Origin of the sequence: Streptomyces sp. NP-1717 (assembly GCF_022695985.1) — a bacterium.
Taxonomy (GTDB): Bacteria; Actinomycetota; Actinomycetes; order Streptomycetales; family Streptomycetaceae; genus Streptomyces.
Map to the genome: position 1 here is coordinate 30,837 of NZ_JAAPBF010000011.1, position 22,667 is coordinate 53,503.

The 22,667-nt window shown below is 71.5% G+C and carries 21 protein-coding genes; 14 read left to right on the plus strand and 7 right to left on the minus strand.

Annotated features, from left to right (window positions below):
* Positions 1-60: 60 nt before the first annotated feature.
* Positions 61-405 carry a DUF2516 family protein gene (locus GXP76_RS04185; RefSeq protein WP_242570071.1) on the plus strand — a complete coding sequence of 115 codons (345 nt, stop codon included), beginning with the start codon at positions 61-63 and terminating at the stop codon, positions 403-405.
* A gap of 36 nt (positions 406-441) precedes the next feature.
* Here the strand turns inward: GXP76_RS04185 and GXP76_RS04190 are convergent, their stop codons facing one another.
* The 3 genes from GXP76_RS04190 to GXP76_RS04200 all read right to left on the minus strand — a co-directional run bounded on the left by GXP76_RS04190 (position 442) and on the right by GXP76_RS04200 (position 4,241).
* The gene (locus GXP76_RS04190; RefSeq protein WP_242570036.1) at positions 442-1,725 is read right to left on the minus strand and encodes a PP2C family protein-serine/threonine phosphatase; all 1,284 of its coding nucleotides are present in this window, start codon (positions 1,723-1,725) and stop codon (positions 442-444) included.
* A 314-nt stretch (positions 1,726-2,039) separates the two neighbouring features.
* On the minus strand, positions 2,040-3,188 hold the full coding sequence (locus GXP76_RS04195; protein ID WP_242570037.1) for a C40 family peptidase: 1,149 nt from the start codon (positions 3,186-3,188) through the stop codon (positions 2,040-2,042).
* Between the two features lie 201 nt (positions 3,189-3,389).
* Positions 3,390-4,241 carry a class I SAM-dependent methyltransferase gene (locus GXP76_RS04200; RefSeq protein ID WP_242570038.1) on the minus strand — a complete coding sequence of 284 codons (852 nt, stop codon included), beginning with the start codon at positions 4,239-4,241 and terminating at the stop codon, positions 3,390-3,392.
* A gap of 241 nt (positions 4,242-4,482) precedes the next feature.
* Here GXP76_RS04200 and mshA point away from each other — a divergent pair, with 241 nt between their 5' ends.
* The 3 genes from mshA to GXP76_RS04215 all read left to right on the plus strand — a co-directional run bounded on the left by mshA (position 4,483) and on the right by GXP76_RS04215 (position 8,178).
* Positions 4,483-5,826: a D-inositol-3-phosphate glycosyltransferase gene (mshA, locus tag GXP76_RS04205; protein WP_242570039.1), complete on the plus strand. Its 1,344-nt coding sequence runs from the start codon at positions 4,483-4,485 to the stop codon at positions 5,824-5,826.
* Positions 5,819-6,403, plus strand: a complete 585-nt coding sequence (locus GXP76_RS04210; protein WP_242570040.1) for a YbjN domain-containing protein — start codon at positions 5,819-5,821, stop codon at positions 6,401-6,403. Before mshA ends, GXP76_RS04210 begins: the two co-directional genes overlap by 8 nt.
* A gap of 143 nt (positions 6,404-6,546) precedes the next feature.
* Positions 6,547-8,178, plus strand: coding sequence for a N,N-dimethylformamidase beta subunit family domain-containing protein (locus GXP76_RS04215; protein WP_242570041.1), 1,632 nt, complete (start codon positions 6,547-6,549; stop codon positions 8,176-8,178).
* Positions 8,179-8,184: 6 nt separating this feature from the next.
* On the opposite strand, the gene GXP76_RS04220 is transcribed toward GXP76_RS04215, so the two are convergent.
* A complete protein-coding gene (locus GXP76_RS04220; protein WP_242570042.1) occupies positions 8,185-9,594 on the minus strand; it encodes an MFS transporter in 1,410 nt (469 codons plus the stop codon).
* A gap of 133 nt (positions 9,595-9,727) precedes the next feature.
* Between GXP76_RS04220 and GXP76_RS04225 the strand changes: the two genes are divergently transcribed.
* On the plus strand, positions 9,728-10,489 hold the full coding sequence (locus GXP76_RS04225) for a phosphoglyceromutase (protein WP_078076549.1): 762 nt from the start codon (positions 9,728-9,730) through the stop codon (positions 10,487-10,489).
* A gap of 68 nt (positions 10,490-10,557) precedes the next feature.
* Here GXP76_RS04225 and GXP76_RS04230 read toward each other — a convergent pair whose 3' ends face one another.
* Both GXP76_RS04230 and phoU read right to left on the minus strand, forming a co-directional pair.
* Positions 10,558-10,707, minus strand: a complete 150-nt coding sequence (locus tag GXP76_RS04230; RefSeq protein WP_242570043.1) for a hypothetical protein — start codon at positions 10,705-10,707, stop codon at positions 10,558-10,560.
* Between the two features lie 177 nt (positions 10,708-10,884).
* Positions 10,885-11,565 (minus strand): phosphate signaling complex protein PhoU, encoded by a 681-nt coding sequence (gene phoU, locus GXP76_RS04235; RefSeq protein WP_078076550.1) that lies wholly within the window; start codon positions 11,563-11,565, stop codon positions 10,885-10,887.
* Positions 11,566-11,843: 278 nt separating this feature from the next.
* Between phoU and GXP76_RS04240 the strand changes: the two genes are divergently transcribed.
* A complete protein-coding gene (locus tag GXP76_RS04240) occupies positions 11,844-13,106 on the plus strand; it encodes a cell wall metabolism sensor histidine kinase WalK (RefSeq protein WP_242570044.1) in 1,263 nt (420 codons plus the stop codon).
* Positions 13,103-13,783 (plus strand): response regulator transcription factor, encoded by a 681-nt coding sequence (locus GXP76_RS04245; protein ID WP_030353388.1) that lies wholly within the window; start codon positions 13,103-13,105, stop codon positions 13,781-13,783. Before GXP76_RS04240 ends, GXP76_RS04245 begins: the two co-directional genes overlap by 4 nt.
* A gap of 97 nt (positions 13,784-13,880) precedes the next feature.
* Here GXP76_RS04245 and GXP76_RS04250 read toward each other — a convergent pair whose 3' ends face one another.
* Positions 13,881-14,609 (minus strand): DUF461 domain-containing protein, encoded by a 729-nt coding sequence (locus tag GXP76_RS04250; protein ID WP_242570045.1) that lies wholly within the window; start codon positions 14,607-14,609, stop codon positions 13,881-13,883.
* Positions 14,610-15,268: 659 nt separating this feature from the next.
* On the opposite strand from GXP76_RS04250, the gene GXP76_RS04255 reads away from it, so the two are divergent.
* The 7 genes from GXP76_RS04255 to GXP76_RS04285 all read left to right on the plus strand — a co-directional run bounded on the left by GXP76_RS04255 (position 15,269) and on the right by GXP76_RS04285 (position 22,640).
* Positions 15,269-15,751 carry a CarD family transcriptional regulator gene (locus GXP76_RS04255; RefSeq protein WP_003953493.1) on the plus strand — a complete coding sequence of 161 codons (483 nt, stop codon included), beginning with the start codon at positions 15,269-15,271 and terminating at the stop codon, positions 15,749-15,751.
* Between the two features lie 473 nt (positions 15,752-16,224).
* Complete coding sequence (gene ispD, locus GXP76_RS04260; protein WP_242570046.1) at positions 16,225-16,971, plus strand: 2-C-methyl-D-erythritol 4-phosphate cytidylyltransferase; 747 nt, start codon at positions 16,225-16,227, stop codon at positions 16,969-16,971.
* Complete coding sequence (gene ispF / locus GXP76_RS04265) at positions 16,961-17,473, plus strand: 2-C-methyl-D-erythritol 2,4-cyclodiphosphate synthase (RefSeq protein WP_242570047.1); 513 nt, start codon at positions 16,961-16,963, stop codon at positions 17,471-17,473. The genes ispD and ispF overlap by 11 nt, the downstream gene beginning before the upstream one ends.
* Before the next feature lie 140 nt (positions 17,474-17,613).
* Complete coding sequence (locus GXP76_RS04270) at positions 17,614-18,018, plus strand: PPOX class F420-dependent oxidoreductase (RefSeq protein ID WP_242570048.1); 405 nt, start codon at positions 17,614-17,616, stop codon at positions 18,016-18,018.
* A 193-nt stretch (positions 18,019-18,211) separates the two neighbouring features.
* On the plus strand, positions 18,212-19,630 hold the full coding sequence (gene cysS, locus GXP76_RS04275; protein WP_242570049.1) for a cysteine--tRNA ligase: 1,419 nt from the start codon (positions 18,212-18,214) through the stop codon (positions 19,628-19,630).
* Positions 19,631-19,795: 165 nt separating this feature from the next.
* The gene (gene rlmB, locus GXP76_RS04280) at positions 19,796-20,746 is read left to right on the plus strand and encodes a 23S rRNA (guanosine(2251)-2'-O)-methyltransferase RlmB (RefSeq protein WP_242570050.1); all 951 of its coding nucleotides are present in this window, start codon (positions 19,796-19,798) and stop codon (positions 20,744-20,746) included.
* Between the two features lie 151 nt (positions 20,747-20,897).
* Positions 20,898-22,640, plus strand: a complete 1,743-nt coding sequence (locus GXP76_RS04285; protein WP_242570051.1) for a DoxX family protein — start codon at positions 20,898-20,900, stop codon at positions 22,638-22,640.
* Positions 22,641-22,667 lie beyond the last annotated feature (27 nt).

Here is a 22,667-nt window from a genome sequence, read left to right on the forward strand (position 1 = left end):
GGTCCGTTGTACGGGTACCTTGTCGGCACATGATTCGGACAGAAACAGGCGGTGGGCAACGTGTTGATGGCCGGCTTCGACGGTCTCGTGGCCATGTTGAGCATTCCGCTGATCGTGTTCGCCTGCTTCGCGCTGGTCGACGCGTTCATCCGGCGTGAGGACGCGTTCCGCGCGGCGGACAAGCAGACCAAGCCGTTCTGGCTGATCATTCTGGGGATCTCGCTCGTGGTGAGTCTGATCTTCCCGCTCCTGTCCTTCCTGCCGATCATCGGGCTCATCGCGGTCATCGTGTACTTCGTCGATGTGCGCCCCGCGATCAGGCAGGCCGGCGGCGGCGGTGGCGGCCGGAGCCGCGGCGGCTCCAGCAGCGACGGTCCCTACGGGCCGTACAACGGCGGCCGGTGAGCGGAGAACTCTGAAGCGGGTCCGGGGGAGCCGGGGTCAGCGGCCACCGTGCGGTGAGACGGGCGCGTGCTCCTCGACCCGCCCTCGGTCCAGCAGCAGTACGGCCACGTCGTCGGTCAGCTCGCCGCCGTTCAGCTCGCGCACCTGAGCCACCGCGGCCTCCAGCAGCTCCTCGCCGCTCAGGCCGCGCGCCAGCTGGGCGGCGATCACCTCGACCATGCCCTCCTGGCCCAGCCGCTGCTTGCCCGCCCCGACGTGGCCCTCTATCAGCCCGTCGGTGTACATCATCAGGCTCCACGCCTCACCCAGGTCCACCTCCCGGCGCGGCCAGCGGGCGCGCGGGAGCAGACCGAGCGCGGGGCCGCCCTCGTCGTACGGCAGGAGTTCGGGCGCCCGGCCCGCGCGGACGACCAGCGGGGACGGGTGGCCGGCCAGGCAGAGCCCGGCCCGCCGGCCGTCGGGCGCGATGTCGACCGTGCAGAGCGTCGCGAAGATCTCCTCGCTCTCCCGCTCGTGCTCCAGCACTTTCTGGAGCGTCGAGAGCAGGATGTCCCCGCTGAGCCCGGCGAAGGTCAGCGCCCGCCAGGCGATGCGCAGCTCCACCCCCAGCGCGGCCTCGTCCGGGCCATGGCCGCAGACGTCGCCGATCATCACGTGGACCGTGCCGTCGGGCGTACGGACCGTGTCGTAGAAGTCGCCGCCGAGCAGGGCGCGGGAGCGGCCGGGCCGGTATCTGGAGGCGAACCGCAGGTTCGACCCCTGGAGAAGAGGGGTGGGCAGCAGCCCCCGCTCCAGCCGGGCGTTCTCCTGCGCCCGCAGCCGGGACTCGGTGAGCTGGCGCTGCGCGACGTCCGCGCGCTTGCGTTCGACGGCGTAGCGGATGGCGCGGCTCAGCAGCCGGCTGTCGAGCTCCTCGCGGAAGAGGAAGTCCTGCGCGCCCACCCGTACGGCCGCGGCGGCGCGCTCGCTGTCCCCCTCGGCGGCCAGCGCGAGTACGGCGTGGCGGGGCGCGAGCCGCAGCACGTGCCGGAGCGGCGCGAGTCCGTCGTCGTCGCCGTCGTCCGGGCCCGACAGAGCGAGATCCACGAGGACGCACTGGATGTCGTCGGTGAGCAGCCGCTCGGCCTCGGTGAGGTTGCGCGCGGTGCGGATACGGACCCGGGTGCCTGCCGCGTCGGGCAGTTCCGGTGCGCTGAAGGTGCCGGCGGGGTCGTCCTCGATGACGAGCAGCGTCAGGTCGCCGCCGGCGGTCTCCCGGGCGGGCGCACTCTCGACTGTCGAGCCCGTGCGCTGTCGCGGCACAGGTACAGGTACGGCCATCGGTCTGTGAGTCCTTCCCTCCCCCCGGGGGCGCGATGCGGCGACGATCGACGCCCCACCGACCGGGACCTTAGCGGTAGCCGGCGCCGGAAAGGAATGGCGTAAGGAACGCCGCGCGGAGAAGAACCCGCGTCATATGCCGCTTCCCACCACGCATCCGGCGCGATCGGTGCGCCGGGGCGGCTCGAAACGGCCATGACAAACATCACGTGGGAGGAGAGCGGCGGAGAGCCGCCGGGGACGAATGGGGTAATCGCGCCACAGAAGAGGCGAAGCGGTCCGAGAAGTGCGGAGTGGGCGGCCCGGCGCCGCTCCTACTTGTCCGGCCTGACGACCCCGAGGATCACCATCGAGCCGGCCCCCGTCAGCGTCACGTGCCGGCCCGGCCGCGGCGCGTGGACGATCGAGCCGTCGCCCACGTACATGCCCACATGGCTCGCGTCGTCGTGATAGATGATCAGGTCGCCGGGCCGCATGTCCGCCAGGGGGACCCGGGGGAGCAGCCGCCACTGTTCCTGCGAGGTACGCGGGATCACCTTGCCGGCCGCCGACCACGCTTCGGAGGTCAGCCCCGAGCAGTCGAACGACGACGGCCCCTCGGCGCCCCACACGTACGGCTTGCCGACCTGCGCCATCGCGTACTCGATCGCCTTCTTGCCCTGCGCGCTGGCCTCGCCGTTGATGTCCTTGAGCGCGCCCGAACTCAGCCAGGCCGCCTGCGCCTTGGCCGCGTCCTCCTGCTCCAGCATCAGCAGCCGGTCGCGCTCCTCCTTCTCCAGCCCCGCCTCGATCTTCTTGGCGGCCTTGATCTGCCGCTGGATCTCCTTCTTCGCCTTCGCCTGCTTGACCCGGCTGGCTTCGAGCTTGGTCCACTCGGCGCCGGCCTTCTTCGTGTACGCCGTCAAGTCGTCCTGGGCCTTGGTCATCTGGCCGAGGAGGTCCCTGGTCGCCTTCTGGCCCCGCTGGACCCTGCCCGCCCCGTCCAGGAAGAGCTGGGGGTCGTCGGTGAGCATCAGCTGGGCCTCGGGCGGCAGTCCGCCCGCGCGGTACTGGGCGCGGGCCGCGGCGCCCGCCTGCTGCTTGAGCTTGTCGATCCGGACCTGGCCGTTGACGATCTCGCCGGCCAGCCTGACCAGTTCGGCCGACTGTTTGTCGGCGCGCTCCTCGGCGAGGTTGTACGCGTCGGTGGCCGAGGTCGCCCTGCCGTACAGCCCGTCGATCTTCCTGCGTACCGCTTCGAGCTTCGAGTCGTCCGCGGCGGGGGTCTTGCCGTCCGCGCCGGGCGGCAGGGACCGGTCGAACGGCCGGGGCGCGACAGGCGGGTCGGTCGGCGATGTGGGCGATGCCGGGGAGGCGGGAGACGCGGGAGCCGCGTACGCCTGGTTCAGCAACGCCGGTGACGTGAGCACCGACAGAGCGCAGACGACCGTGATCGCGACTCTGACGCAGCGGCGTCGGTTCACAAGCTCCCCCTCCGGACAACTGCCTCGGCGACTGCTCTGCCGACACTCGAAACTTTCCGAACACGTAAGGCCGAATACATCTGACTTACTGTCAGTAACTGTTCCCCGCCGACGTGATCGTGCCATGCCGGCCCCCGGAACGACAGAGGGCGTTACCGGCCCGCGGTCGTGTCTACCCCTCAGGGACGAACGGCCCGCCGCTCACGTTCCCCCGGGCGCGTCCCTTTCGCCGGAACCCGGCGCCAGCGCCGTCCACTCCACCGTCACCTCTCCCTGCCGCCATCTGCTCGCGCCGCCACCCGCCGCCGGGCCGGCCAGCGGCCAGTCCGCCGACAGATCCCGTACGGCCCTGATCCACCGCTGCCGCGCGCCCAGCGAGGCGTACGGGGCGGCAGCGGCCCACGCCCGGTCGAAGTCCCGCAGGAACGCGTGCACCGGTTCGCCCGGCACATTGCGGTGGATCAGCGCCTTCGGCAGCCGCTCGGCCAGGTCCGAGGGGCGGTCCAGCGAGCCGAGCCGGGTCGCGAAGGTGACCGTGCGCGGACCCTCCTCACCGAGGGCGACCCAGACATGGCGCCGCCCGATCTCGTCGCACGTCCCCTCGACCAGCAGCCCGCCGGGCGCGAGGCGTGCGCGCAACCGCTCCCAGACGGCCGCGACCTCGCTCTCCTCGTACTGCCGCAGGACGTTCGCTGCCCGGATCAGCAGCGGCCTGCGGCCGTCCGGCAGCGGGGTCTCGAAACCGCCGTGGACAAAGCTGAGCCCGTCCTCCTCGTAAGGAAGCGCCGCCGTGACCCGCGAGGGCTCGATCTCGACGCCCACCACCTCGGTGCGCGGCTCGGCGGCGCGCAGCCGCCTCAGCAGTTCGACGGCGGTCCAGGGCGCGGCGCCGTACCCGAGGTCGACGGCGACGGGATCGGCCGAGCGGCGCAGGGCGGGGCCGTGTACGGCGGCGATCCAGCGGTCCATGCGGCGCAGCCGGTTCGGGTTGGTCGTACCGCGCGTGACCGTGCCCACGGGGCGGCGGGGCGAGGAGGACGGGCGCGCGGGCATGCGGCCGAGCCTAACGACGCGGCGGACGAGCCCGACGACGCGGCCGACGCCGACCGCCGTTACGGGCTCCCCACCGCTCCCGTCACCCGCCGGGTCCCCGGCATCCCCGGCCAGGGTTGAGCACTCAACGGCAATGATTCGGTAAAGCCGGAAATGAAAGAGGCGATTCCGGTGTTGCCGCGTCCCAGAGGGTCACCCCACGCCCTCTCCTTGCCATGCTCCGAGCGAGAGGTCCTTCGACGTGAGCCAGTACGTGTCCAGGCTTGCCGGCACCCTGGTGTCACCACCCCGGCTCCGGATCCCCGGCCACCCCCGCAAACCGCGGCGGGTCGCCATGCTCAGCGTCCACACCTCCCCGCTGCACCAGCCGGGCACGGGCGACGCGGGCGGCATGAACGTCTACATCGTCGAGCTGGCCAAGCGGCTGGCCGACATCAACATCGAGGTCGAGATATTCACGCGCTCGACCACCGGCGGGCTGCCGCCGAGCGTGGAGCTGGCGCCGGGCGTGCTCGTACGGCACGTGGACGCCGGTCCCTACGAGGGCCTGGCGAAGGAGGAGCTGCCCGCCCAGCTGTGCGCCTTCACGCACGGTGTGATGCAGGCGTGGGCCGGTCAGCGCCCCGGTTACTACGACCTCGTCCACTCCCACTACTGGCTCTCCGGCCATGTCGGCTGGCTCGCCGCCGAGCGCTGGGGCGCGCCCCTCGTACACGCCATGCACACCATGGCCAAGGTCAAGAACGCCGCGCTCGCCGAAGGCGACACACCCGAACCGGCGGCACGGGTCATCGGCGAGACGCAGATCGTGCGCGCCGCGGACCGGCTGATCGCGAACACCGCCGAGGAGGCCGACGAACTCGTCCGCTTCTACGAGGCGGAACCCGGCAAGGTCGCGGTCGTCCACCCCGGTGTGAACCTCGACCTCTTCACCCCGGCCGACGGCCGGGCGGCGGCGCGCGCCCGGCTCGGGCTCCCGCAGGACGCGTTCGTCCCCCTCTTCGCCGGCCGTATCCAGCCGCTCAAGGCACCCGACATCCTGCTGCGGGCCGTGGCCGTCCTGCTGGACCGTGAACCCTCCCTCCGTAGAAGGCTGGTCGTCCCGGTCGTCGGCGGCCCGAGCGGCAGCGGTCTCGCGAAGCCCGAAGGGCTGCACAAGCTCGCGGCCAGACTCGGTATCGCCGATGTCGTACGGTTCCGTCCACCGGTCGGTCAGGAAGGGCTCGCCGACTGGTTCCGCGCGGCGTCCGTGCTGGTCATGCCGTCGTACAGCGAGTCCTTCGGGCTCGTCGCCATCGAGGCGCAGGCGGCGGGGACCCCGGTGGTCGCGGCCGCCGTGGGCGGTCTGCCGGTGGCGGTGCGGGGCGGCCAGACCGGCTTCCTGATCCCCGGTCACGAGCCGGAGGCGTACGCCCAGGCGCTCGCCCGCTTCGTCGACCGGCCCGAACTCGTGGACCGGATGGGGCTGGCGGCCTCGCGGCACGCGCAGTCCTTCGGCTGGGACACGGCGGCGTCGGCGACGGCGGACGTCTACACGGCCGCCGTACATGATCACCGAGGTCGCGTACGCTCGCACCATGGCTGACGAAGCGCGAGCCGACGCGAACGGAAGCACCTCCTACGCCGGGACGGACCCCGCCACCGGGGCCGTCCACGCCACCGGCCTCGTCCAACGGGCCCTGGAATCCGCCGGCGACTCCGGGCTGAAGTGGGAGAGCCCCGAGCCCGGCGCGTTCGTCGTGACGCTGCCCGGCACCCGCAAGCTCTCCACGACCTGCTCCCTGCGCGTGGGCCGCCACTCCCTCTCCGTCAACGCCTTCGTCATCCGGCACCCGGACGAGAACCAGGAAGGCGTCCACCGCTGGCTGCTGGAGCGCAACCTCAAGCTGTACGGGGTGGCGTACGCGGTCGACCGGCTCGGCGACATCTACCTCTCCGGCAAGCTGCCGCTGTCCGCCGTCGGCGAGGACGAGGTGGACCGGCTGCTGGGCTCCGTACTCGAAGAGGCCGACGGCTCCTTCAACACGCTGCTGGAACTGGGGTTCGCGAGCGCGATCCGCAAGGAGTACGCGTGGCGGATCTCCCGGGGCGAGTCCACGCGGAACCTCGACGCCTTCAGCCATCTCACGGGGCAGCCGGACCCGGCCCGGCCGACCGGCTGAGCCGTCCCCCTCCTGCACGCATACGGTCCGAGCACATTCGGCCCTTCCGGGGTCGCCCGCCGGCCCGCGCCCACCGAGGATCGAGCTGACAGCACACAGGCAGCGCACGGGCAGCACGTGGGCAGGACGCGTGGGACGGGCCGATGGGCGACGAAGCGGCGAACCAGGGGGACGGCGAGCACGCCGGGCGACTGGACCGCCGCCGTTTTCTGGGCGCCGCCGCGGCCGGGGCCGCCGGGATCGCCGTGGGCGCGGTGACCGGCTGCGACTCCCCGGCGGGCGAGGGCCCCGAGGCCGCGCCGAGCCGTACCGGCGCCGACTCGACGGACGCCGACGCCGCCGCCGAGCGGGCGCGGTCCGGCAGCCCCGACTGGCGCATCCGGTCCGTCGGACCGCCCGGGGCGATCGAGGGGTACACGGACGCGGTGAGCGTGGAGCCGGGCGACGAGTTCGGCCTGTACGTCTCGACCACCGCGCCCGGCTTCCGGGTCCGCGCCTACCGCGTCGGCTGGTACGGCGGCGCCCGGGCCCGGCTGGTCTGGCAGTCCGACCGGGTGGCCGGCCGCGTCCAGCGCGACCCGCGCCTGGACACCTTCACCGACACCGTGCGGGCGGACTGGGACCGTACCCTCGCCGTCCGCGCCGACGGCTGGCCCGAGGGCGCCTACCTGCTGCGGCTGGACGCGTCGAGCGGACACCAGCGGTACGTCCCGCTGATCGTCCGCTCGCCGGGTGCCGCGGGCCGGACGCTGCTGATGCACGCGCCCGCGACCTGGCAGGCGTACAACCTGTGGGGCGGCTACAACCTCTACGAGGGCAAGGACGGCGCGTACGGGACCCGTTCACTGGCCGTCAGCTTCGACCGGCCGTACGACGGATACGGCGCCGACAAGTTCCTGACCTACGAACGCGCCGCCGTGGTCCTCGCCGAACGCCTCGGCATCCCGCTCGCGTACACCACGGGCATCGACATCCACCTCGCCCCCTCGGTGCTGCGCGGCGCGAGGTGCGTGGTCTCGCTCGGGCACGACGAGTACTGGACCCCCGAGCAGCGCGAGCACGTCACCCGGGCCCGTGACTCCGGGACCAATCTGGCCTTCCTCGGCGCCAACACCTGCTTCCGCCGCATCCGGCTGGAGCGCGAGGGCGACGGCGGCCCCGTCCGTACGGTCGTCTGCTTCAAGACCGACCACGAGAAGGATCCGTACCTCGTCGAGCACCGCACCATGGCGACCACCGACTTCCGCGTGCCCCCCGCCGCCGACCCGGAATCGTCCCTGACCGGCGTGCTGTACGAGGGCTTCCCCACCGACGCCCCCTACGTCGTCCACGGCGCGGACCACTGGATCTTCGAGGGGACCGGGGTGCGGCGCGGCGACTCCTTCGACCACCTGGTCGGCGTGGAGTACGACCGGGTGACCCCGGGACAGCCCACGCCGTCGCCGCTGGAGATCGTCGCGCACTCCCCGCTGGTCTGCAAAGGGCGCGACAGCCACGCGGACTCCGCGTACTACACCGTCCCCGGCGGTGCGGGCGTCTTCGCCTCCGGGACGATGCGGTGGGTCGAGGGCCTCATGGCGGGGAGCGGCGAGAACGGGCGGAATCACGGGATGGACGCGCGCACCGGCGCATTCGTCACCCGTACCACCGAGAACGTGCTGCGCGCCTTCGCGGAGGGCCCGGCCGGACGGACCAGACCGGCGCCCAAGGACAACGTGCGGAGCGTGTACGGGGACGCGGCGGCGGAGAGCCGGTCCTCGGCCCCGGTGATCTGAGCGATCTCACAGCCGTTCGGTCGCCTCGCCCGACACCGCCGCCCTGCCCGGCACGACCGCATCCGCGACGGGTTCGGCCCCCTTGTCCGGCCCGCTCCTCACCGCCCCGTTCGCGTCCTCCGCGTTCCCGTCCGCCCCGTTCCCGTCCACCCCGTTCGCGTCCGCCGCGTTCCCGTCCACCACCACACCGAGGTCGGCCTCGTCCGCCGGCAGCGCCCGCATCAGCAGCCAGTAGCCGCCCGCCGCCACCGAGCCCAGCACCGCGCAGACGCCCCACAGCCAGTCGGCGCCGTAGTGGTCGATCAGGAAACCCGCCATCAGCGGCGCGACCAGACCGGCCACCGCCCACGACATCGTGTACATGCCCTGGTAGCGGCCCCGCCCGTCGACCGGTGACAGCCGCACCACGAGGCTGGTCTGCGTCGGCGCGTTGACGATCTCGGCCAGCGTCCACACGCACACCGCCAGCACATAGAGGGCCAGCGACCCGGCGAAGGCCGTCAGCCCGAAGCCGTACCCCGCGAGCGCCGAGGAGAGGATCAGCAGCCGGCGGGTGTCGCGGTGCTCGATGAATCGGGTCACCGGGATCTGGAGCGCCACGATCAGCACGCCGTTGAACGCGATGACCATCCCGAAGTCGGAACTGCTGAACCCGTCCGCGCCCATCGCGACCGGCAGCCCCACGAACGCCTGCTGGAAGATCAGCGCGACCACGAACGACAGCCCGACGACACCCATGAAGCGGCCGTCCCGCAGGACCGTCCCCATCCCGGTCTCCGGCGCGCTCCGGCCGTCCACGAGGACGCGTTCGGGCCGGGACTCGGGCAGCTTGACGTAGATCAGCACGGCGCAGGCCAGCGTCAGCGCCGCCTCACCGAGGAAACCGGCCAGATAGCTGTACTCGGCGATGAAGCCAGCCACCCCCGCCGAGACCGCGAACCCCAGGTTGATCGCCCAGTAGTTGAGCGAGAACGCCCGCACCCGGTCCTCGGGCTTCACGATGTCCGCCATCATCGCCTGCACCGCGGGGCGCGAGGCGTTGGAGGTCATGCCGACCAGGCACGCGACGGCGGCGATGCCCACGGGGTCCTGCACGAAGCCGAGCAGCGCCACGGACGCGGCCGTCGACGACTGCGCGATCAGCAGCGTGGGCCGCCTCCCGAGCCGGTCGGTCATCACGCCCGCGCCGACCGCGGAGACGACACCGCCGAGACCGTGGAGCGCGGCGACGAGACCGGCGTACGACGCCGAGTAGCCGCGCTCCACGGTCAGGTACAACGCCATGAAGGTGGTGACGAACGCGCCCAGCCGGTTGACCAGCGTGCTCGTCCACAGCCACCAGAACTCACGCGGCAACCCCGCGACGCTCCTTCTGACGCTCTCCCCCGCGGAGCGTCCCAGTGCGGCGATGGACATGCGGCGTTCCCCCCGAGGACTCCGGCGTGGTAAGTGGCCGATCGGCCAACCGCAACTTACGTACGGGCGTCACCGAGCCGCCAGTCAATTGACGGCAACCGTCAATCGGAAACGTTCGATTAGGCTCGGACCCATGGCCGACGCACCGTACAAATTGATCCTCCTCCGCCACGGCGAGAGCGAATGGAACGCGAAGAACCTGTTCACCGGCTGGGTGGACGTCAATCTCACGGACAAGGGCGAGAAGGAGGCCGTGCGCGGCGGTGAGCTGCTGAAGGACGCCGGTCTGCTCCCCGACGTCCTGCACACCTCCCTGCAGAAGCGCGCGATCCGCACCGCCACGCTGGCGCTGGAGTCCGCCGACCGCTCCTGGATCCCGGTCCGCCGCTCCTGGCGCCTGAACGAGCGCCACTACGGCGCGCTCCAGGGCAAGGACAAGGCGCAGACGCTCGCCGAGTTCGGCGAGGAGCAGTTCATGCTCTGGCGCCGCTCGTACGACACCCCGCCGCCGGAGCTGGAGGACGGCACCGAGTTCTCGCAGAGCGACGACCCGCGCTACGCGACGATCCCGCCGGAGCTGCGCCCGCGCACCGAGTGCCTCAAGGACGTCGTCGTCCGCATGCTGCCGTACTGGTACGACAGCATCGTCCCGGACCTGCTGACGGGCCGCACCGTCCTGGTCGCCGCCCACGGCAACAGCCTGCGCGCGCTGGTCAAGCACCTGGACGGCGTCTCGGACGCGGACATCGCGGGCCTCAACATCCCCACGGGCATCCCGCTCTCCTACGACCTCGACGCAGAGTTCCGCCCCCTCAAGCAGGGCGGCACCTACCTGGACCCGGACGCGGCGGCGGCCGCGATCGAGGCCGTGAAGAACCAGGGCAAGAAGAAGTAGTACGCGAGCCATTAGCAGGGCCCGGTCCGGGTGGAGGTCTTCACCACCGGACCGGGCCCTTGTCAGTGTCAGCCGCAGCTGCCCCCGCAGGCGCACGGAGCGCCCGACTGGCAGCCGCAGCCGCAGCCCGAGCCGCAGCCGCAGGCGCCGAGGATCGGCAGCCGCGCCCGTTCGACGGGCGCTTCCTGCTGGGTATCGGTCATGGGGGACTTGGCCATGGTTCCTCCTCGAAGGTGTGCACGGGCGAACGTGGGTGCGTGTCCGTTCATTGCACCGGCACCGGGGCGGGCGCATCAACGGCGCATGCGCGCAGGCGCCGCCCAATGCCACCCCGGCACGCCCCCGTGCGCCCCCCACGGCCCCGTCCCACGAAGCCCATGCGGCACACCCGGCCGTCAGGCCCCTTCGACCGGAGCCTCCGCCTGCTGGATCTCGTCCGCGTGCTCACCCGTCACCAGGTAGACCACACGCTTGGCCACCGACACCGCGTGGTCGGCGAACCGCTCGTAGTACCGGCCGAGCAGCGTCACGTCCACCGCCGTCTCGATGCCGTGCTTCCAGCGGTCGTCCATCAGGTGCTGGAAGAGCGTGCGGTGCAGCAGATCCATCTCGTCGTCGTCCTGCTCCAGCTGAAGCGCCAGATCGACGTCCTTGGTGATGATGACCTCGGCCGCCTTCGCCATCAGCCGCTGCGCGAGCTGCCCCATCTCCAGGATGGTCGCGTGCAGGTCGTGCGGCACGGCGTTGACCGGGAAACGGAGCCGGGCCAGTTTGGCGACGTGCTGCGCCAGGTCGCCCGAGCGCTCCAGGTCCGCGCTCATCCGCAGCGACGTGACCACGATCCGCAGATCGGTGGCGACCGGCTGCTGCCGCGCCAGCAGCGCGATGGCCCTGGCCTCCAGGTCGTGCTGGAGGTCGTCGACCTTCTGGTCGCCGGCGATCACGCTCTCGGCGAGCTTCAGATCGGCGTCGAGCATGGACGTGGTGGCGCGCCCGATCGCCGACCCGACCAGCCGGGCCATCTCGACCAGGCCCTCGCCGATCGAGTCAAGTTCCTCGTGGTACGCGTCCCGCATGGGTGTCCCTCTCTGGATTTTCCTGCTGGTGGTCCGGGGTGTCCGAGTACGTCGAAATGGCCCCCGAACAGCACCGTCCTCGTCGCACGGACCGGCGACGGACCGTCAGGGGTAGGGGCTGTCGAACCCCCACGGTCCCACGTTCGGGCCGTCAGGAGTCCGGATGCTCCCTCCCAAGTGAACCGGCACTTTCTCCACGGTGAACTCTGGGCGACGAGTGTTCGAGAAGACACCTGTACGGCTGGGAGAGTGTCGCTGACCGCGCATAACCTGGATACATGGACGTGAACGCGGCAGTCGCCGCAGTGGCAGCGATCGCCGGGGCGTGCACCGGCGTGATCGCCATGCTGGCGTTCCGCTGGAGCGAGCGCGACCAGGCCAGGCCCACCCGTAGCTCACTGCATACGGAAGCCGGCCTCCCGCCCGGTGTCGACACCGTGCTCTCCGTCCTCCGCTCCTCCGCCGTCGTGCTCGACGAGAGCGACTCGGTCGTCAAGGCCAGCTCGGCCGCGTACGCGCTGGGACTCGTCAGAGGCGGCAAGCTGGCCGTCGACCCGATGCTGCACATGGCGCGCGACACCCGCCGCGACGGCGAGATACGCCAGGTGGAGCTCGATCTTCCCCGGCGCGGCACCGGCCGCGGCGAGGCCCTGGCCGTCTCGGCCCGGGTCGCGCCGCTCGGCTCCCGTCTCGTACTGCTCCTGGTCGAGGACCTCACGGAGGCGCGCAGGATCGAAGCGGTCCGGCGTGACTTCGTGGCGAACGTCAGCCATGAGCTCAAGACCCCCACCGGGGCGCTCTCCCTGCTCTCCGAGGCCGTCATGGACGCCTCCGACGACCCCGAGGCGGTCACCCGCTTCGCCGGGCGGATGCAGATCGAGGCGACCCGGCTCACCAATCTCGTACAGGAACTCATCGACCTCTCGCGCGTGCAGAACGACGACCCGCTGGAGGACGCCGAGCCCGTACGGGTGGAGGAACTGGTCGCCGAGGCCATCGACAGGTCCCGGCACGCCGCCTCCACCAAGCAGATCACCATGGCCGCCGGAGGCGCCGCCGATCTGCGGGTCTGGGGCAACCGCGGCCAGCTCGCCGCCGCCCTCGGCAATCTCGTCGAGAACGCCGTCAACTACTCCCCCGCCCGCACCCGCGTGGGCATCGCGGCGCGGCGCGTGGCCGCGCCCGGCGGGGATCTGATCGAGATAGCCGTCACCGACCAGGGGATCGGCATCTCCGAGAAGGACCGGGAACGCGTCTTCGAGCGGTTCTACCGCGTCGACCCGGCCCGCTCCCGAGCCACGGGTGGTACGGGCCTCGGCCTGGCCATCGTCAAGCACGTGGCCGCCTCGCACGGCGGGGAGGTCACGATGTGGAGCTCCGAAGGCCAGGGCTCCACCTTCACCCTGAGGCTCCCCGAGGCGGGCGCCGGACGGGACCGCACACCCACCGGCCCGGACGAAGACGCCCAGCGCCGCTTTCACCACGACGTCAACGATCTTGAACAATCGACTGAGATCCCTGCCCCGGAGGTCCTTCCGTGACCCGAGTGCTCGTCGTCGAGGATGAGGAATCCTTCAGCGACGCCCTTTCCTACATGCTCCGCAAGGAAGGCTTCGAGGTCGCGATCGCGACCACCGGGCCCGCGGGGCTCGACGAGTTCGAGCGCAACGGCGCCGATCTCGTCCTCCTCGACCTGATGCTGCCCGGTCTGCCCGGCACCGAGGTGTGCCGCCAGCTGCGCGGGAAGTCCAACGTCCCGGTGATCATGGTGACCGCCAAGGACAGCGAGATCGACAAGGTCGTCGGCCTGGAAATAGGAGCCGACGACTATGTGACCAAGCCGTTCTCCTCACGGGAGCTGGTGGCGCGCATCCGCGCGGTGCTGCGCCGCAGGGGCGAGCCGGAGGAGGTCACGCCGGCCGCCCTGGAGGCGGGGCCGGTCCGGATGGACGTGGACCGCCACGTCGTGACGGTCTCCGGCGGCAAGGTCGACCTGCCGCTGAAGGAGTTCGACCTCCTGGAGATGCTGCTGCGCAACGCGGGCCGGGTGCTGACCCGTATGCAGCTCATCGACCGGGTCTGGGGCGCGGACTACGTGGGGGACACCAAAACCCTCGACGTCCACGTCAAGCGGCTGCGCGCCAAGATCGAGCCGGATCCGGGGGCGCCGCGGTATCTGGTGACGGTGCGCGGTCTCGGCTACAAGTTCGAGCCGTAGACCGCCGAACCCCACGTTTCACCCGCGGTCACACGTGTAAGGGCGCCGCACCGGAACTCCGGTGGGCGCCCTCACGCGTACGGCCGGTGGCCGGCGCTCAGTGCTCGGTGTCCGAGGACGCCGAGGCGGAGTCCGTCGGGGTCGACTGCTCGCCCTCCTCGGTGCCCTGGTCCGCGCCCTCGGCGGTGCCACCCGGCGCCTCGGACTCGCCGTTGGCGCCGTCGTCCGCCCCCCCGTCACCGGGGGCGCCGGACGCGCCGTCGGTCGGGGTGCCGCTCGGCCCTTCCGAGGGGCCGGTCGTCGGCGACGGCGGCGCGCTCGGTCCGAAGCCCGTGAAGGGGCCGGTCGCGGGGACCACGAAGGCGTCGAGTGCGACGTCGCCGGTCTCGCTGAACTGGAACACGACCCGCTGGGCTTCGCCGTTGCGCGCCGGCTCGTTGCCGGTCTCGATCACGGCGGAGGCGTTGCCCTCGCCACCGATCAGGACCGAGCCGCCCGCGGGCACCGTGAGCGGTCCCTTGCCCTTGACCGGGGTGATCTTCACCGTGTTGCCGCTGCCCGGCAGCGTGATGGCGTCCAGCGTCTGCTGGGTACCGCCGTTGTTGAAGAGCGTCGCCGTGATGACGGCGGGGCCATCGGTGGCGGCCTTGGGCTGAGTGACGACCGTGGCGTTCTGGACGCTGATGTCGCCGATCGAGGTCGAGGCGTTGCCAGGTCGGACGCCGAGCGTCTGCGCGTTGTTGCCGGCACCGCACGCGGCGAGCGAGGCGATCGAGAACGCGATGGCAGACGCGGCGAGGGTGCCGCGTCGAAGGCTGCGGCTCACGGCGGCGGCAACTCCTTGGACTTGTACGTGCGGACGGGCTGAGGACGGCTCAACGCTGGTTCAGCGGCCCAGGTTACCGAGCCCCTGTCACGGCCCCGCACCCGACCCGCCCTCTACGGCACCCGGCCCGCGGCGGGGGCGACGGGTGGTGGGACCGGAGTGAGATGGCAGTGAGACCGGGGTGAGGTCCGCGGTGAGGTCCGGGGCGGGGTGCTAAGCGTGGCGAAAGTAAGTGGCCACGGCATGTTTAGTACGCCGTTCACATAAGTCCGGTGATCAATTCCCCGACCCGACACACATTCCTTACGAATAGCGCCGGATAGCTTCGTAAACCGCCGGTGATCAAATTCGGATTGCGTTCGCACTTCCGTCCGCACGTGTGACCGACATCCGAACGGAGCAGGGGAAGTTCAGCCTTCGGAACCAGACATATGTGGACGTTCGGCCCATCGTGGCGGGGTTCGGGGCGGTGGAACACGTGTGTTTCTGTCCGGCTTCGCAGCCGCTCCCACCTGCGAATACCTCGTTCCGGAAGCCGCTCGCAGCACGTTCCCATTGCTGTTGTCAAGCCCCGAGATGCGCCCTGACCTGCGAAAACGCCATTCAGAAGAAGCCGTTCCCGTGTTACCCTGGATAGCCACGGAAGGGGTACCTGTCACATGACGTTCAAGGTTGGCGACACCGTGGTCTATCCCCATCACGGGGCCGCGCTGATCGAGGCTATCGAAACTCGTCAGATCAAAGGCGTGGACAAGACCTACTTGGTGCTCAAGGTCGCCCAGGGCGACCTGACGGTTCGTGTCCCGGCGGACAATGCGGAGTTCGTCGGAGTGCGCGATGTGGTCGGTCAGGATGGGCTGGACCGGGTCTTCGAGGTGCTCAGGGCACCGTACGCCGAAGAGCCGACGAACTGGTCCCGGCGCTACAAGGCAAATCTTGAGAAGCTCGCCTCCGGCGATGTCATCAAGGTCGCCGAAGTGGTCCGTGACCTCTGGCGTCGGGAGCGAGAGCGCGGACTCTCCGCAGGTGAGAAGCGCATGCTCGCCAAGGCGCGCCAGATTCTGGTGAGCGAGCTGGCTCTCGCGGAGAACACGAACGAGGACAAGGCCGAGGCTCTGCTCGACGAGGTCCTCGCGTCCTGACCGGGGCCTGACCCGGACGCCCCGGCTGTCGTACGCGGTCGATGTGCGCGCCACGCGCGCACGGACGCGGAGCAGCAGCCGGGCGTGAAGCAGGACCAGGCATCAATGCCGCGGTGCCCGCTGACCAGCAGTGATTCACACGCTGTGTCGCCGGGCACTGCGGCATGCCCGGAGGAGTCAGCAGATCCCGGGAAATGAAAATCTCTTCGGCGGGACCTCTTCACGAGCCTCGTCCGGCCCTAGGATCTACTCGGATGTGACACCACGTCACAACCGAATATTCCCCGCAGTCCCCGTATCCGTACTCGAATCCGACACACGCGCCTGCGCCCGATCCTGGTGTGCCGGGCCCGGGCAGCTGGCGCAGCTGGTCTCAACCAGTGTCACGGAAGGGTCCGGTCAAGGCGCCGCGCCCGGCACGCTGTGGCCATACCCATGTCGGCCGAGGAAACAAACCTGCCGGAGTGCAACCGATGTCAGACGAATCGAGCCCACACCGCACCGCCGCCGTGATCCCCGCGGCGGGCCGTGGCATACGGCTCGGCCCCGGCGCCCCCAAGGCGCTCCGCACCCTGGGCGGCACCCCGATGCTGGTCCACGCGGTACGGGCCATGGCGGCCTCCCGCGCGGTCTCCCTCGTGGTCGTGGTGGCCCCGCCCGACGACGCGGCGGCGGTGAAGCTGCTCCTCGACGAGCACTCACTGCCCACGCGCACCGACTACCTCGTGGTACCGGGCGGCGAGACCCGCCAGGAGTCCGTACGGCTCGGCGTGGAGGCCCTGCCGGACGACATCACCACCGTCCTCGTCCACGACGCGGCCCGGCCGCTCGTGCCGGTCGACACCGTGGACGCGGTGGTCGACGCCGTACGGGCCGGAGCGCCCGCCGTCGTCCCCGCCCTGCCGCTCGCCGACACCGTCAAAGAGGTCGAGCCCGGGGAGAAGGACCAGCCCGAGCCCGTCGTCGCCACCCCCGAGCGGGCCAGGCTGCGCGCCGTACAGACCCCGCAGGGCTTCGACCGGGACACGCTCGTACGCGCGCACCTGACCGTGCCGCTCGCCGGCCAGGGCGCGACGGACGACGCCGGGCTCGTCGAACAGCTCGGCGCGCCCGTCGTGGTCGTGCCGGGCCACGAGGAGGCGTTCAAGGTGACCCGCCCGCTGGACCTGGTGCTCGCCGAGGCCGTACTCGCCCGCAGGAGGGCCAACGATGGGTTCTGAGTCCGTACCGCCCGCCGGTCTGCCGCTGATCGGCATCGGCACCGACGTGCACGCCTTCGAGGCCGGGCGCGAGCTGTGGTGCGCCGGTCTGCTCTGGGACGGCCCCGAGAACGCCGGCCAGGGCCTCGCCGGCCACTCCGACGGCGACGTCGCCGCCCATGCCGCCTGTGACGCGCTCTTCTCCGCGGCCGGCGCCGGAGACCTCGGCGCGCACTTCGGGACCTCCCGGCCCGAATGGTCCGGCGCCTCCGGCGTCACCCTCCTCAAGGAGGCGGCCAGGATCGTCCGCGCCGAGGGCTTCGTCATCGGGAACGTCGCCGTCCAGGTCATCGGCGTACGGCCGAAGATCGGCAAGCGCCGCGACGAAGCCATGAAGGTGCTGTCGGAGGCCGTCGGCGCGCCCGTCTCCGTGTCCGGCACGACCACCGACGGGCTCGGGCTGACGGGGCGCGGCGAGGGCCTGGCCGCGATCGCCACGGCGCTGCTCGTGCGCGCCCGCTGACCCGCGGGCGGGCAGATCCGCCCACACCGAGTGCCCCGACCCGAAATACCGGGAGGCCGGCATCGGTTGAGAAGTCATCGAGGGGTACGCGCACCACGGCGTACCCCTCCCGCGCACCCCTCCTCAGGAAGGCAGCATCGATGGCAGTCGCTCTCTCCGAGAAGCTCAAGGAGCTCCTCGACAGCCCCGTCTTCGTCGCGATCGCCACCATCCAGCCCGACGGCAGCCCCCAGGTGTCGCCGGTATGGGTGAAGCGCGACGGCGACGACATCCTCATCTCGACGACCGTCGGCCGTCGTAAGGAGGAGAACCTGCGGCGCGACCCCCGAGTGACGGTCATGCTCCAGCCCTTCGACGCCCCGTACTCGTACGCCGAGATCCGCGGGTCGGCCACCCTCACCACGGAGGGCGGACAGGAACTCATCGACGAGCTGGCCGTGAAGTACGTCGGGAAGACGTACGGCGAGTTCAACGCGAACGCGGCCCAGGACGACGAGCGCGTGGTCGTCCGGATAACCCCGCGCAAGGTCGTCGGCCGCATCTGACCGCCGGCCGCGTCCGACGCCCTCCGGGCGACCACCGGGCACTGTCCGTCATCGGACAGTGCCCGGTGGTGTTCCACGACAGCCGTCCGAACAGCCCCTGACGAGGGCCGTCGGACGGTTCCAACGTCACGCTTCGGTGTCCCGTCTCCCCAAGGGGCCCGGTGCACTGCCTCCGGAGCACTACCCTTGTCGGGTGACCATTCGGCTGTACGACACCGGCGCCCGGCAGATCCGTGACTTCACCCCGCTCGTCCCGGGCTGTGTCTCGATCTACCTCTGCGGTGCCACCGTGCAGGCCGCACCGCACATCGGACACATCAGGTCGGGGCTCAACTTCGACATCCTGCGGCGCTGGTTCACCCACCGCGGCTACGACGTGACCTTCGTACGGAACGTCACCGACATCGACGACAAGATCATCGCCAAGTCGGCCGCGCAGAACCGCCCCTGGTGGGCGATCGGGTACGAGAACGAGCGCGCCTTCAACGACGGCTACGACGTGCTGGGCTGCCTGCCGCCCACCTACGAGCCGCGCGCCACCGGGCACGTCCCCGAGATGATCGAGATGATGCGCGTCCTCATCGAGCGCGGTCACGCCTACGCGAGCGACGGCAACGTCTACTTCGACGTGCGGTCCTTCCCGGAGTACCTCCAGCTCTCCAACCAGGACATCGACGATCTGCGCCAGCCCTCCGGCGAGGGCGAGACCGGCAAGCGTGACCAGCGCGACTTCGCGATGTGGAAGGCCGTCAAGCCCGGCGAGCCGTACTGGGAGACCCCCTGGGGTCCCGGCCGCCCCGGCTGGCACCTGGAGTGCTCCGCCATGGCGCACAAGTACCTCGGCAGCGCCTTCGACATCCACGGCGGCGGCCTCGACCTGGTCTTCCCGCACCACGAGAACGAGATCGCGCAGGCCAAGGCGTACGGCGACGAGTTCGCCGAGTACTGGGTGCACAACGCCTGGGTCACCATGAGCGGCGAGAAGATGTCCAAGTCGCTCGGCAACTCGGTCCTGGTGAGCGAGATGGTCAAGCACTGGCGGCCCATCGTCCTGCGCTACTACCTCGGCACACCGCACTACCGCTCGATGATCGAGTACAGCGAGGAGGCCCTGCGCGAGGCCGAGTCCGCCTTCGGGCGGATCGAGGGCTTCGTCCAGCGCGTCATCGAACTGGCCGGCCACACCGTGGAGCCCGCCGACGAGGTGCCGCCCGCCTTCGCCGAGGCGATGGACGACGACCTGGGCGTACCGCAGGCCCTCGCGATCATCCACACCACCGTCCGGCAGGGGAACTCGGCACTCGCCGCCGACGACAAGGAAGCGGCGGTCGCCCGCCTCGCCGAGGTCCGCGCGATGCTCGGAGTTCTCGGTCTGGACCCGCTGGACGCACACTGGACGGGAGCGGGCGCCGGCGGGGACGGCCCCGACGGGCGCGAGAGCCTGCACGGAGTCGTCGACACCCTCGTACGGCTGGTGCTCGACCAGCGCGAGTCGGCACGCGGCCGCAAGGACTGGGCCGCGGCGGACGCCATCCGGGACCGGCTCCAGCAGTCCGGACTCGTCATCGAGGACGGCCCGGCCGGCCCGCGGTGGACGCTGGGCCCCCGCTGAGCGGGGCGAACACCACGGCCTCCTGAAGAGGAGGCGCCGGGCGGTCCGGGTGCCGCGGGGCCTCGACCGGGGGCCCCGATTGTGCTGTCCGGCCGCCGGGCGGCACACTCGCGTGAACGAAGTGAAGTTCTCACGAACCGACGGAAGCAACGAAACAGGTAGGTCATGGCCGGGAACAGCCAACGCAGGAACCGCCGCACGTCCAACAAGAAGGGCGCGCAGGTCGGCAGCGGTGGCAAGCGACGCCGCGGCCTGGAGGGCAAGGGCCCGACGCCGCCCGCGTCCGCCCGCAAGGGCCATGTGCAGAACCGTGTCTCCAACGCCAAGGCCAAGCTGACCGCACGCCGCCAGGTCACCCGGCGCGGCGGCAAGGGCACCAGCGAGATGGTCGTCGGCCGCAACCCCGTCTTCGAGGCGCTGCGCGACGGCGTACCGGCGACGATGCTCTACGTACAGCAGTACATCGACAACGACGAGCGCGTGCGCGAGGCCCTTCAGCTCGCCGCCGACCGCGGTGGCATCCACCTGATGGAAGCCCCCCGGCCCGAGCTCGACCGCATGACCAACGGCCTCAACCACCAGGGCATGGTGCTCCAGGTCCCGCCGTACGAGTACGCGCACCCCGAGGACCTGGCCGCCGCCGCCTTCGACGACGGCGAGGACCCGCTGATCGTCGCGCTCGACGGCATCACCGACCCGCGCAACCTCGGCGCCGTCGTCCGCTCCGTCACCGCCTTCGGCGGTCACGGCGTCGTCGTGCCCGAGCGGCGCGCGGCCGGCATGACCGCCGGCGCGTGGAAGACCTCGGCCGGCACCGCCGCCCGTACGCCCGTCGCCCGCGCCACCAACCTCACCCGCGCGCTGGAGGGTTACCAGAAGGCCGGTCTGACCGTCGTGGGTCTGGCCGCCGACGGCGACACCGAGGTCGGCGACCTCCCGGCGCTCGGCGGCCCCGTCGTGATCGTGGTCGGCAGCGAGGGCAAGGGCCTGTCCCGGCTGGTCGGCGAGACCTGCGACTACCGGGTGCGCATCGCGATGCCGGGCGGCGCCGAATCCCTGAACGCGGGCGTCGCCGCCGGAGTGGTGCTGTACGAGGCGGCCCGCCGGCGCGGCTGAGCGGCCCGGCGGCGCGGGCCCGGCGACGGGCACCGCGCCGGGGCGGTACGACGCACCCTTCGTACAGATGTCCCCGTCCCGCCACTCTTGACGGGTCTCGGACATTTCCCGGCCGTCAAGGCAGTGTCCTAAACACAAGTCACTCGGTTAGATGAGTGTGGACACCAGAACGCCCCGGCCCGGGTTCGACGAACAGCCCCCGCTGAGCATGGTCAAGGTGGACTGCGATCCCGCGCAGGTCATCGTGAACCACGCCAGCTTTCGGGTGAAGCTCGCAACGAGCCAGCGCCCCAGCCCCGTACGCGCCACGGCGGACACCGCGCGGATCCCCGCGATGAGCCGCCCCCGAGGCGCGGCCCGCCGCCGGGCCCCCGTCGTCTGGAGCGGCAGGTCGGAACCGGGCGACCTCGGAGCCACCGGGCTCCTCCAGGCCGTACGGAACTCCTCCGCGACAGCAGCGGGCGCGGCCCTCGCCGAAGCACCGCGCGGCCCCTACGAGGCGGGCGTCGCCGGCTCCACCCAGGTCATCCCGCGCATCGACCTGGGCGACGACACGATGCCGACCCCCCGCGTACCGCACCCCGGCGGCGGGACCGACGCCCCCCTGCTGCCTCCCATGCGGCAGGCCGTCGGCGCGTACGACGCACCGGAGTACGACACCTACGGCACCGGCGGCGCGCGCCACCGCGGCGGGCACGACGACCGCGACGACTTCGAGTACGAGCGCGACCACGAACGCGAACGCCGTGGCCACGACGGCCCCGACTACGACGACGACCCGCGCGGAGAGCGCAGCGACCTCTCGGCGTCGGAGGCCGCCGTACGGCACGCCTACTACCCCGGCCGCCGCATGAACCTCGGCGTGGTGCTCCTGCCGCTCCGCGTCTTCCTCGGCCTCATCTCCATCTACGCGGGCATGGGCAAGCTCTGCGACCCCGTCTACTTCGACGGCGGCAAGCGCGGCTCCATGGTCACCTGGCTCACCTCGCTCCAGCCGTGGGCACTCGCCGAACCGCTGCGCGACTTCGCCCTCTCCCACCCCGTCGGCGCCGGACTCAGCGTCGCGTTCCTCCAGGTCGTCGCCGGTGTCCTCACCGTCCTCGGCCTCTGGCAGCGCCTCGCCGCCTGCTTCGGGGCGCTGCTCTCGGCCGCGCTGATCCTCACCGTCAGCTGGCGCACCGTTCCCGTCTACGACGCGCCCGACATCATCTACCTGGCCGCCTGGTCCCCGCTGATCATCGCGGGCGCCCCCGTCTACTCCCTGGACGGACGCCTGGCCGGCGAGGCCTGGCGCAAGCTCGGCCCGCGCTCCCCGCTCAGGGAACTGCGGCGCCGCGTCCTGCGCCGCGGCGCGGTCGTCGCGACCGTGGTCATCGGTCTGACGCTGCTCATCGGCTCCATGCTCGGCGGCGCCGTCCGGTCCACGGAGATGGTGACCGTGCCCGGCCCGAACAACCCGGTCAACCAGCTCCCCGGCTCGCCGCTCCCGCAGAAGTCCGGCAGGAGCAGCGCGTCCGGCTCGCCCACCGGCGAGGCCCGGCAGAACGGCGGCAGCGCCGCGCCGACGGCCGGCCAGACCAGCGGTCCGTCGGCCGAGCAGTCGACGCCGGGCCGCAACCCCGCCCGCGAGCCCGGCCAGACCGGTGCGAGCGGCCGGCCCAGCCAGTCCCAGGGCACCGGCCAGGCACCCCCGCAGACGTCTCAGCAGCAGCAGGCACCGCCGCCGTCCAGCAGCCAGGGCCCCGCCACGAGCGGCGGCTCGACGGGTGGCGGCGGAGGAGGAGGCACCACCGGCGGCGGAGGCGACGGCGGCGGCACCACGGGCGGTGAGGGCGGCTCGTCCACCGGCGGCGGTGGCGGCGCCAAGAACCCGATCGGCGGCCTGCTCGGCTGACGCGGCGCGGCGACGACCGGAACACGT